Annotated in this window: 9 protein-coding genes and 1 tRNA gene; 5 read left to right on the top strand and 5 right to left on the bottom strand. The window is 29.3% G+C overall.

The window, feature by feature from the left end; translation table 11 throughout:
* Positions 1-65 precede the first annotated feature (65 nt).
* Positions 66-3125, bottom strand: a complete 3060-nt coding sequence (locus tag AABM47_RS00830) for a DUF4175 family protein (RefSeq protein ID WP_338409025.1) — start codon at positions 3123-3125, stop codon at positions 66-68.
* Between the two features lie 382 nt (positions 3126-3507).
* On the opposite strand from AABM47_RS00830, the gene gltX reads away from it, so the two are divergent.
* From gltX to AABM47_RS00815, 3 genes are all read left to right on the top strand, one after another.
* Positions 3508-5019, top strand: a complete 1512-nt coding sequence (gltX, locus tag AABM47_RS00825; protein ID WP_338409024.1) for a glutamate--tRNA ligase — start codon at positions 3508-3510, stop codon at positions 5017-5019.
* Positions 5020-5106: 87 nt separating this feature from the next.
* Positions 5107-6054, top strand: a complete 948-nt coding sequence (locus tag AABM47_RS00820; RefSeq protein ID WP_338409023.1) for an SPFH domain-containing protein — start codon at positions 5107-5109, stop codon at positions 6052-6054.
* Positions 6055-6188: 134 nt separating this feature from the next.
* Entirely contained in the window at positions 6189-6464 is a 276-nt protein-coding gene (locus tag AABM47_RS00815) for a hypothetical protein (protein WP_338409022.1), read from the top strand.
* A 41-nt stretch (positions 6465-6505) separates the two neighbouring features.
* Here the strand turns inward: AABM47_RS00815 and AABM47_RS00810 are convergent, their stop codons facing one another.
* Complete coding sequence (locus AABM47_RS00810) at positions 6506-8188, bottom strand: glutamine--tRNA ligase/YqeY domain fusion protein (RefSeq protein ID WP_338409021.1); 1683 nt, start codon at positions 8186-8188, stop codon at positions 6506-6508.
* A 101-nt stretch (positions 8189-8289) separates the two neighbouring features.
* On the opposite strand from AABM47_RS00810, the gene folB reads away from it, so the two are divergent.
* Both folB and AABM47_RS00800 read left to right on the top strand, forming a co-directional pair.
* On the top strand, positions 8290-8667 hold the full coding sequence (gene folB / locus AABM47_RS00805) for a dihydroneopterin aldolase (RefSeq protein ID WP_338409020.1): 378 nt from the start codon (positions 8290-8292) through the stop codon (positions 8665-8667).
* 59 nt (positions 8668-8726) lie between these two features.
* Positions 8727-8797: transfer RNA gene (locus AABM47_RS00800), tRNA-Cys, on the top strand.
* Between the two features lie 55 nt (positions 8798-8852).
* Here AABM47_RS00800 and AABM47_RS00795 read toward each other — a convergent pair.
* From AABM47_RS00795 to AABM47_RS00785, 3 genes are all read right to left on the bottom strand, one after another.
* Positions 8853-9929 (bottom strand): LTA synthase family protein, encoded by a 1077-nt coding sequence (locus AABM47_RS00795; RefSeq protein ID WP_338409019.1) that lies wholly within the window; start codon positions 9927-9929, stop codon positions 8853-8855.
* A 1037-nt stretch (positions 9930-10966) separates the two neighbouring features.
* The gene (locus tag AABM47_RS00790) at positions 10967-11647 is read right to left on the bottom strand and encodes a LysE family transporter (protein ID WP_338409018.1); all 681 of its coding nucleotides are present in this window, start codon (positions 11645-11647) and stop codon (positions 10967-10969) included.
* 119 nt (positions 11648-11766) lie between these two features.
* On the bottom strand, positions 11767-12399 hold a 633-nt coding region (locus AABM47_RS00785; RefSeq protein WP_338409017.1), incomplete at its 5' end, for a head GIN domain-containing protein.

The following is a 12399-nucleotide window of genomic DNA, read 5'->3' as shown; positions in this document are numbered from 1 at the left end:
AATCCAGTCTTGATAAACAATCTCGTTTTCAATAACGAAATCATTTTCATAGTTAAATGTAATCATTACTTATTAAAATAATCTTTGACTTTTTGATCGTAATTTTTTTGCAAAGGTAAACTTTGTCTGTTTAAAATCTCTATGCTTTTAATATATTCTTGAAGTTCTTTTGGCAAACGATTGGAATTGTTAAAAAAGACTTCGTTGGTGTTATTAGATTTTCTTTTATCGTCTTGACCTTGTTGCTGAATTGCGTTTTCCAATTTTAACAATTCGTGTTTAACATTGAGCATTTTTTGAAGTGCTGCATTGTTAAAACCTTTGTTTATAAGTTGCTTTTCTATGTCTTTCATTTGGTTTATAATGTTGTTTCCATTAACGCCTTGTTGATCAAGCGCCTTTTGAAGTGCGTCACGTAATTGTTGTTGTTGTTTTAAAATATTCAAAACCTTTCCTGCATTCCCTTCTGAACCTTCGCCTTGATCGTTAAATTCTTTGCCCTTAGTGCCGTTCTTGCCTTGTCCTGGTTTCTCTCCAGGCTTCATGCCTTCCTTTACTTTTTCTGAAAGTCCGTCTTGTTTTTTTATAATATCAGATAGTTGTTGATCTGATCCTTTGCCTGGTTTGCCTTGACCCTTCATCTGCATATTCATGTTACTTTGAATATTGCTTAATAAATCTGCTAGTTTATTTGCACTTGACAAAACGTATTGTTGTGCGGCCGAACCTCTTGAGGTGTTGTTGTCTGAAAGAGACTCAAGTGTTTGTTCTAAATTGTAGTGTATGTTTCCTATTTCGTTTAAAACAATTTCTGAAATCATTGGGTTTCGCATAGAAATAGCAAAAATACTGTCATCGACATGTTGAAATTGCTCTTTTAAATCTTGTTGCTTTTTTAGGATTTTATTAATCGTTATGCCGAAAGACCGAGCTGTTTTTGTTGTGTTAATTAATGTTTCTTCTTCGTTTGAGAAAGCTAAAAGGTTGTCTAAAATTTGACGCAAGACTTTTACGTCTTCTTCCATTTGTTCAGATTCTCCGCCAATAATAGAATCTTTCATTTTACTGCTCATTTCTTTCATTTTTTTTGAAGCAGATTTTTGAGCTTTAGATGCTTTTGAATTGTCTTCTTTTTTAAGGTGTTCTTCAGCTGCTTTAAGCTCGTTGTCTATTTGTTCTTGTTCTTGTAAATCATTTGGAATGTCCAAAGGTTTTTTTAAATCTTTGTTGTCTTTGTCCAATTGGTTTAATTCATCTTTAATAGTGTCAAATTCATCTGCAATCTTTTGTTGTTTTTCAAGGTTATCCGTGTTTTCTTTTGCTAGCTCATCTTGTTTGTCTGCAAGACTGTTTAATTTATCCGCTATTTGTGCTGCTTTTTTCTCTATATAAAAACGTTTGGTTAACTCGATAAGTTGTTCTAAATTTTTAGACTGGTTTTTAGACGCCTTGCTTAATTCGTCAGCTTTATTAAACAATTCTTCATTTTTGATTTTGTTTTGCAAATCTTCTAGTTCGTTTAAAAGTTTTTCGTTCTTTTTAGATTGCTTTTGAGAATCATCTAAACGCCTTAGGAGTTCTTCTTTTAATTTATCTTGTTCTTTTGGATTAAAGTTTTCAAGGTTTTCCGAAAGTTTTTTTGTAAAATCTTTCATCATATTATCTTGCTGTTGTTGCTTTTGAATAAAGTCTTCTATCTTTTTTTGGTCTTTAAAATCAAGATTTGACTTCTCTTTTTTTAATTTTTGAATTTTATCTAACTCTTGTAATTGTTTATCCTGATTGTTTAAAGATTTTTCGAGACTGTTAATATTGTCATTTTGATCCTTTAGTTTAGATTCTTGTTTTTGTAAATTAGTCAATTCATTGTGCGAAAAAACAGATGATTTAGATGATTTATAATTATGGATTACATCATTATCAAAAACTTCAAAATAATAATTATAGACAATCCCTTCTTTTAAAGTTAGCCCGTCTGGGAAAGAGTATGTAAATTGGTCAACGGTTTGATTGTTTATAGGTAAGTTTAAAACACTGACTAACAATGGTTTATCTTTAGGATAAAAAACTACTTGTAATTTGCTTAAACCATAATCATCTGATAATTGACCTATTAAAAAAAAAGATTTTAAACTTAAACTATCGGGGGCCTTCTGAGTAGATATAGATGGATATTGGTCTTTTATTATGTTGATTTGATAGTCTAAAGTTTCAAAATTAGGCGTGCTTTTGTTTGAAGTTGCAATTGTGTACACGAGGTTTTGTTTAATAGTTTTTGAAAAATTAAACCTGTTATTTGGAGAATTGTATACCGATTTGGTTTTGTTCGAAATAAAAGATAGATATGTAGTGGCTTTGGTAGATATGTTCCATTGAATAGATGTTCCTTCGGGAACTAAAGCATTTCCTGTGGTGTTAATTGTATCTGTTTTTTTGTTTAAATAATTTGGATAGGATAAAATCATTTCAAAATCATTTATTGTAGGAGCTTTATAAGTTTTTAACTTATACTCTTTTGATTGTAATGAATTCGATCTTAAATTAAAGTCAATATCTGAAAACACATTTGTAAAAGTATATTCGAATTCACCACTGTTTATGTTTTCAAAAAAATACTCTTCGTCTCCAATAACAACCGAAATGTTTTCTGGGATGATTTTTCCAACAGTTTTAATTTTTAATACAAAATCTTTGTTTTGTTGTGCAATTAAGTTTTCGTTTAAAACAACAAATTGAAAGGGTGCTGGAGGAATAAATTTTGTGTTAAAATGAACAACTCTGTCAAAGCCTTGTGAAATTATATTAATATTTCCAGAAGCAATGAATAAGAATAATAATAAAAAAGGAGCTATTAAATAAGGCACGTATTTCTTATTGGTATTAAAGTTTATGGCGTTTGAAAAAGTAAATGGACTTAGAGTTTCAGCTTTTTGAATAATCGAAGCCGAAAGCAATTCATTTTGTTCTACATCAGATTGAGAGAGTTTTGATAATTGTAAAAAGTTTTTTAACTTATCACTGATTTCTATAAAATGATTCCCTATGATTTCTGACGCTTGCTCGTAATTAATTCCTTTCTGAAGTTTGTATAATTTAAATATTGGGAAAAAAATAAATCTAAACAATAAATAAAATTCAACAAAAACAAACAAAAAAAATAAAAAAGATCTGCCGGTGCTCGAAAGCCATAAAAAGTATTCTATTAATGTTGTAAACAACAAATACAACAAGCCTAAGCCAACAAAAAGAATTAACCCTTTTATAAGCTCGTTAATGTAAAACCTTTTTATAAAGGATTCTATTTTGTTAAAAATTTTATTTTTTACTTCCACTGTATATAAAAATATTTATAACTTATAAAACTACAATTTAAAAAGTAATTTGTCAAAAGAAAATAGAGATTAGTAAAAATTTAACTTCAAATTGTATCTTTGCAACTCGATACAAAAATAAGATAAGCGCAGCATAAAGAACATCGTGGAATATTAAAATAAACAGAACAAAAAAATGTCAAGACCCGTTAGAGTAAGATTTGCTCCAAGTCCCACTGGAGGATTACATATTGGAGGTGTGAGAACCGCATTGTTTAATTATTTATTTGCAAAAAAAAATAACGGAACCTTCTATTTAAGAGTAGAAGATACAGATCAAACAAGATTTGTAGAAGGAGCTGAACAATACATAATAGAAGCGTTAGAGTGGTTGGGAATATCTCCAGATGAAACCATTGGTAAAAACGAAAAATTTGGACCTTATCGCCAAAGTGAACGAAAAGAAATTTATGCAGCATATGCTGATCAATTGATTAAAAACGGTTGGGCTTATTATGCTTTTGATACAGCTGAAACATTAGATGCACACAGAAAAGAACACGAAGCTAAAGGAAAAACATTTATATACAATTGGCACAATCGTGAAAAATTAGATACTTCTTTAGTAATTTCAGAAGAAAAAACGGCTCAAAGAATTGCCAATGGTGATGCTTTTGTAATTCGTTTTAAAACTCCAGTGAATGAAATATTGGAATTAAAAGATATTATTAGAGGTGATATTAAGTTTGACAGCAATTTATTAGATGATAAAGTTTTATTTAAAAGTGATGGAATGCCAACGTATCATTTAGCCAATATTGTTGATGACCATTTAATGGAAACTTCGCATGTAATTCGTGGTGAAGAATGGTTGCCAAGTATGCCTTTGCATAGTTTGTTATACAGAGCATTTGGTTGGGAGGCACCTGAATTTGCTCATTTACCCTTAATTTTAAAACCTGTTGGAAACGGAAAATTAAGCAAACGTGATGGCGATAAGTTAGGATTTCCTGTATTTCCATTAGCTTGGAAAACTGCTGAAGGAACATCAATGGGTTATAGAGAGCAAGGTTTTTTTCCAGAAGCAGTACTGAATTTTTTAGCCTTATTAGGATGGAATGATGGAACAGATAAAGAATTGTTTTCATTGGAAGAGTTGGTCGAGACTTTTGATTTGAATAGAATTCACAAATCAGGAGCAAAGTTTGATCCCGAGAAAAACAAATGGTTCAATCATCAATATCTTCAAAAACAAAGTGATGAAAGTTTGGCAGAAATGTTTGAAAAAAATGTGGTTTCAAAATTAGGAAAATGCGATTTCTCCTTTGTTGAAATGACAAAAATTGTGAGTTTAGTAAAAGAACGAGCTAATTTTGTAAATGAACTTTGGGATTTATCCGATTATTTCTTTCAAGAACCAACATCTTATGATGAAAAAGCGTCAAAAAACTGGAATTCAGCAACTCCAGAATTAATGCAAAAAGTAATTGTTGAATTGAATAACATTCAAGATTTTACTTCTCAAAACATTGAAACTTTATTGAAAAAATGGATGACAACCAGCGAAATTGGAATGGGTAAAGTAATGCAACCTTTGCGATTAAGTTTGGTTGGTGCCTTAAAAGGACCACATTTATTTGATATTATTGAAATGATTGGAAAAGAAGAAAGCATAAAGCGTATTGAGAAAGCAATAGACGTGTTATAAAAGTTAAAGCTAATGTCATAGTAGTTTTTTTGTAACTTTTTACAATTTTAAGCGTATAATTAACATAACCCATTAAAAAAAACAAATATGCCATTTCTCTTAATTCTCTTGTTTTTAGGATTAGTAATCCTATTCTCTTCTTTTTTTACAGTAAAACAGCAAACAGCTGCTGTTATTGAACGTTTTGGTAAATTTGCAAGTACACGTACTTCTGGTTTACAATTAAAAATTCCAATAATGGATAGAGTTGCTGGAAGAGTAAATCTACGTATTCAACAATTAGATGTAATGATTGAAACAAAAACAAAAGATAACGTATTCGTTAAGCTTAAAGTTTCAGTACAATTTAAAGTTTTACAAGAAAGTGTTTACGAAGCTTTTTATAAATTAGAATATCCTCATGATCAAATTACCTCTTATGTATTTGATGTGGTTAGGGCCGAAGTACCAAAATTAAAATTAGATGACGTTTTTGAACGTAAAGATGATGTTGCGGTTGCGGTAAAAAGAGAATTAAACGGTGCCATGTCTGGTTATGGATATGATATTATCAACACATTGATTACAGATATAGACCCCGACATTCAGGTTAAAAATGCAATGAATAGAATTAATGCTGCTGACCGAGAAAAAACAGCTGCAGAATATGAAGCAGAAGCAGGAAGAATTAGAATTGTAGCAAAAGCAAAAGCGGAAGCAGAAAGTAAAAGACTGCAAGGTCAAGGTATTGCTGACCAACGTAGAGAAATTGCACGTGGATTGGTAGAAAGTGTTGATGTATTGAATAGAGTTGGAATTAATTCTCAAGAAGCTTCTGCATTAATTGTTGTAACACAACATTATGACACTTTACAAGCAATTGGTGCAGACTCTAATAGTAATTTAATCTTATTACCAAATTCTCCACAAGCAGGAAGTGAAATGTTAAATAACATGGTAGCCAGTTTTACGGCAAGTAACCAAGTGGGTGAATCTATGAAAAGAGCCAATTCTACAAAAAGAAAAAAAGCAGAAGATTCTGAAAATGAAGAATAAACCAAATAAAAAAAAAGCCACTTAAACAAATAAGTGGCTTTTTTTGTACGTTGTTGAACAGTTTGTTTGTTTTTTATTATTTTTGTGTATATATTTGTTCATTGTTTTAAACATATGATGAAGTAGATATAATTATGGAAATAAAATTTATAGGAAATAAGCTAATAGAAATTGTTGAAAAAAATAAAACCACTAATTATTATGTAAATGATGTAGTTAAGGTCCATTTAGCTTATAAAAAAGGTTTGTTGTTCTATGCTAGAAAATATTATTTAGTTATAAAACTTAAAAACAAAAATCTTTTAAGCATTAAAGTTTATAAAAAAGATAAAGAATATATTAAAAAACAAATCGTATATATTAATTCTTTTATTAGAGAAAACAATCCTTTTCTTGTAAAAAACATATAAGAAATAAATATTTTAAAGTAACATATTTAATAAATTACTAATTACTGGTTACTAATCTTTGCCCAAGTGTCTCTTAAGCCTACTGTTTTATTAAAAACTAGTTTGTTAGTATGTGAATCTTTATCAACACAAAAATAACCTAAACGCTGAAATTGGTAATGTTCTAATGTTGCGGCATTTACTAAAGAAGGCTCCACAAAACCAGTGATAATTTCTAAAGAATTTGGATTGATAAATTCCTTAAAATCAACTTCTTTGTTTCCGTCTGGGTTTTCGTTAGTAAATAATCGGTCATAAATTCTAACTTCGGCTTCAACAGCATGTTTTGTAGAAACCCAATGAATGGTTCCTTTTACTTTTCTTTGACTTGCCTCTGAACCACTTCCTGATTTTGAATCTATATCATATGTACAGTGTATTTCGGTAATATTTCCCTCAGCGTCTTTAAGTACCGTTTCACCTTTAATAATATAAGCGTTTTTTAGGCGGACCTCTGTTCCAAGGGTCAGTCTAAAAAATTTCTTATGTGCTTCTTCCTGAAAATCGTCTCTTTCAATATATAATTCTTTTGAAAAAGGTAATTGTCTAAAGGTTAAAATTTCCTCTTCTGGGTTGTTTTCAGCTTCTAACCATTCATCTTCATGATCTGAATAATTAGTAATAACTAATTTAACAGGGTTTAAAACAGCCATTACTCTGGGAGCTATTTTATTTAAATCTTCACGAACATAAAACTCCAATAAAGAAACGTCAATAAGGTTATCTCTTTTTGCAATTCCAATAGCATTAGCAAAGTTTGTGATAGCCTTTGCTGTGTATCCACGTCTTCGCATTCCAGATATAGTTGACATTCTTGGATCGTCCCAACCATTAACAAATCCGTCACTAACCAATTGAGCAAGTTTGCGCTTGCTTACAACGGTATGAGATAAATTTCTACGAGCAAATTCGCGTTGTTTTGGTCTAACTAAAGTATCATCATAAATTTGATTTAAAAACCAATCATATAATTCTCTGTGAGGTAAAAACTCTAAAGTACAAAAGGAGTGCGAAACCTGTTCAATGTAGTCACTTTCACCATGTGCCCAATCATACATGGGGTAAATACACCATGTATTTCCTGTTCTGTGATGTGTTTTATGCAAAATTCTATAAATTAAAGGATCACGCATTAACATGTTTGTTGCGTTCATGCTTATTTTAGCACGAAGCACGTGACTTCCTTCAGGAAATTTACCAGCTTTCATGCGTTCAAATAAATCTAAATTTTCTTCTACTGTTCTGTTTCTATAAGGAGATTCTGTACCAAATTGTGTTGGGGTTCCTTTTTGTATGGCCATTTCTTGAGAAGATTGGCTGTCAACGTATGCTTTCCCTTTTTGAATTAACTCAATTGTCCAATCATATAATTGTTGGAAATAATCTGAGGCATAACATTCTTTATCCCATTGAAAACCAAGCCATTCTACATCATGTTTGATTGCGTCTACAAATTCTTGCTCTTCTTTTGCAGGATTGGTGTCGTCAAAACGAAGGTTAACCGGTGCTTTATAATCTAAGCCCAAACCAAAATTTAAACAAATAGAACTAGCGTGACCAATGTGTAAATAACCATTTGGCTCTGGCGGAAAACGAAAACGAAGTTTATCATTTGACAAACCTTTTTTTAGATCTTCGTTAATTATTTGCTCAATAAAATTTAGAGATTTATCTTCTTTTGACATAGTTTTGAATACTTTTGACAAAGATAAAAAAGTTTGTGGTTAATAGTTTATAGTTAAAAAGATTTTATAACAATTAACAAAAAAGAAATAACATAAGTAAAATGGGTAAAATAATATTAAAAAACATTCGCACGTTTTCATTTCACGGCTGTTTGGTAGAAGAATCAAAGATAGGCTCTGACTATAGTGTTGATTTAGAAATAAAAACCAACTTAAAGAAGTCTTCTTTAAGCGATGATCTCAATGATACCGTAGATTATGTATATCTAAACAAAATAGTTGTTGAAGAAATGGCTAAACGCTCTAAACTACTTGAACATGTTGCGAAGAGAATAGTGTTACGAACTTTTGATGAAATAAAATCAATTCAAGAAATAAAAGTTGCAGTATCAAAGATAAATCCACCTATTGGTGGTGATGTTGAATCAGTTACTATTGAAATTGTAGAAACAAGACAAGGGTTACAATTAATAAAATAAAGTTTTATTAATTAGACTTCAACAATATAAAGTTTTTGTTATATTTGCACTTCTCAAATGGCGTTGTGGCCGAGCGGCTAGGCACCGGTCTGCAAAACCGTTTACCCCGGTTCGAATCCGGGCGATGCCTCTAAAACCCTCAAGTAACCTTGAGGGTTTTTTTTATGCCTTTTATTTATAAAAAGTTATTCTTTCATAGTGCCATTTTTGAATCTTTCGCTAGCGGTTTGATAATAGGCAATAGTTAAATTTTTGTTTTTAACATTTATCTTTTTTTCAACAATCCTTTGATTAGTTGTTGGGTTCCATAAATATTGATTGCATTGTTTTCTATCGTTAATTTCGGTGAAAGAATTATTACGTAACATACCCAATGTTCTATAATTACCAATTAATGCTCTTTCTTCATTAGGGCTAAGTAAACAAATGTCCTTACCATATAAAGAAGTGGTATAAGACCAGTTTAAATATCCAAAAAGGGTTGGCATAATATCGATTTGAGATGCTAGTTTGGATACTTTCGAGGGCATAATATTAGAATTATAAATTAATGCTGGTATATGATGTTTGTCGATGTTTAATTCCCATTTACCAGCACTACTTGCACAGTGATCTGCGATAATAACAAAAAACGTGTTTTTAAACCATGGTTTTGTTTTTGCTTCTTCTATAAATTTTTGAATGGCATAATCGGTATATCTAACTACAGACTCTCTTTTACCTTGAGAAAAGGGTATTGTGTTTATTGGAAAAGAATACGGTTTATGGTTTGAGGTGGTCATGATAAAATCAAAAAAAGGTTTGTGATTTTTATTATTAATATCAGCAACAGCAATAGTTTTTTTAAATAAATTTTCATCGCAAATACCCCAAGCATTTTCAAAAGTTACTTCGTTATCTTCAATGTTAATGCGTTTAGTTTTAATATCATCTGATAATGGATTTCCTCTATTGCGATCTATAATGGTAAAACCTTGACCTCCAAAAAAGGTGTTCATATTGTCGAAATAACCGTCACCACCATAAATAAAATTTAGAGCGTAATTTTTTTGCTTAAATACAGATGCTATAGAATATAAATTTGAATTGTTAGGACGACGTACAATGCTGTTTCCTGGAGTTGGAGGGACAGATAATGTAAGAGCCTCCATACCCCTAATAGTTCGTGTTCCGGTGGCATAGAGATTAGTAAAAAAAACACTTTGGTTTGATATTTTATCCAAGTAAGGTGTTAGGTTGTTTGTGTTGCCAAAAGCCTGCATAAAATCTGCGCTAAAACTTTCGATACAAATTAAGATTATATTTGGTTTGTTTTCGATACTATCGTTAACAACTTTACGAAATAAACTTTCTGTAGTGTTCGTTGTAAATGTTTGATTTTTTTGAAGAATTTCATTCTTTACTAATGAAAACGCCTCCTTATGTGATAAGGATTGATAAAAGGTGTTAAAGTCTAATTCGTTAGATCGAAAGGCCGCAAAGAAAGAAAAAACACCTTTTTTTGAAAGCTCGTTTACATATATGTTTTTTGTTGATTCGGCCTGTTTGTTGTTGATGAATTTTATAAAAATAAACCTATAAAAATTAAAGGAAAAACATAAGCTAATCGCTTTTTAAATGTAAGTTTATTAGATAAAATTAATTGAATTTGTTTTGTTTTGTAAAAGTAAAAAAAAAATAAACCTGTTAAAATAAAGAGAACTGATATTAATAACGGTAAAGGAAAAGATTGGTTGATGTTTTCAACAACTTCATAAGTGTAAATTAGATAATCGACGGCAATGAAATTAAAACGGGTTCTAAACTCATCCCAAAAAGTAAACTCTGCTAAAAATGAAAATATAGTTATAAAAAAAGTAAAAAACAATATGAGATGTGTAAATATTTTATCAAGTTTTGAGCCTATGTAGTTGCTTGGAAATAGTAATAAATAAAAAGCATAAATTAATATAAAAAAAACACTTACACCGAAATCGTATAAAAAACCTAATAAAAAAATTTTAATGATGTTAATAAAAGATTTATCGATAGATTTAAAAGACATTACAAAAAAAGTGAGCCGTATTAAAAAACCAAATAAACAATAAATAGTAAGAAATGAAAAAAGAACAGAGAAGCGATTTTTTGGTGAAAATTTATACATATACATTTGTTTCGATATTAAAACCGATACACAAATGTATGTAATTAATGTTCTATAAAATTGTTTTAAATAGTAATATAATAATACAAAAGGAGTGATATTAAAAAATGTTAAAAAGAACTAAATAGTTACATAAAATAGCTTTTTTGTAGCTATTTAGCCTTTTAGTTTTTCTATTTTTTCTTTTATAATTTCTTTTTCTTTTGGAAAAAAACCTTGTAATAAAAAAAAGAAGCCAAAAACTAAAATTACAATACTAATTACTCTTTTAATTTTATAAATATTTAAAGGTGTTAGTTTGTTTTTTAATTGTTTTGCTAAAATTATTTTAGCAACATCAAATAACAAATAAAAGAATAGTATTGATGCAAAAAAGATAAAAATTCGCTCTGTTTTCATTTCCATTTGTGGTCCAAAAGAAATAATTAACATCAACCAAAAACCTAAAACACCAATATTAATAAAGTTTAATAAAAAACCTTTAAAGAATAATGAAAAATAATTATTTTTTTGAATGTTGTCTTTGTCTATTTCTTCTTTTTCTTTGAAATTCTTTTTTAAAAAAATAAAAGAAATTAAGCCATATCCAATCATAATTAAACCGCCAATAAAAAACAAAGTTGGATTATCTTTAAGTTGTTCCAACAATTGATTGGTGCTTAAATATGCTATTAATATAAAAACAATGTCTGAAAAAACAATTCCTAAATCTAAAGTAAAAGCCGCTTTAAAACCTTTTGTTATTGAGGTTTCAAGTAATATAAAAAAACCAGGGCCTATTGAAAAAGTTAGTAAAAGACCCCAAGGAATCGCTGTAAATATATCTTGATAGTGCAATTTGGTGTGTCTGTGTTTGTTATATAGTTTAAAAACTTAAACTATTTTTTACGAATTTACAAAAATTATTTATTTTTGAAACAGAAAAAAATATTAAAAAACACAATTAGTAGGTGTGTTTATTTTGATTCTTTAATATTTCCTCCTGCTATAATCTTTTGATTTATTTGGTTTGGTTTTCCAAATATAATAATATTTCCTCCTGCTCTAACTTTTGCATCAACTAAATCTGTTGCGTATACTTGAGCGTTTCCACCAGAATTTACTGTAATAGTTGTTTGATTGGTTGTTAAATTTGAGGCGTTTAACACTGCTCCTGAGTTAATTAAAACATCTTGGTTTTTTGCCTTTCCTTGAATTGAAATAATTGCGCCAGAAGTTGCTTTTATATTTAATTTTTCAACATTAATATTAATATTAATTTTTGCTCCTTCTTTAGCAATAACATCAAAAATTGTTGCCTTAATTATTGTTTTTGAAGAAATAGAAGATCCTTCATTAGCTTCTACACTAGTTAAATTTTTATAATAAATTATTACTGATATTTCATCACCTTGTAATATTTTAGTAATAGGCATTCTTATTTTTAATTCTTCTTTTTTATTTATTATCTCTACGGTTTTTGAATCATGTCCGTTAATAATTATTTTATTAAAGGATGATTCTATAAGTGTTACATCAATTTTATCAAAAGATGTCACTTTAGTAAAAGTTCCTAGTTCTTTTGTAATTTGAGAAAAAGATAATGTACT

The sequence above is a fragment of the uncultured Flavobacterium sp. genome (assembly GCF_963925415.1).
GTDB lineage: Bacteria > Bacteroidota > Bacteroidia > Flavobacteriales > Flavobacteriaceae > Flavobacterium.
Note: the sequence above shows the minus strand (reverse complement) of the source record. Positions and strands in the feature narration are given on the sequence as shown.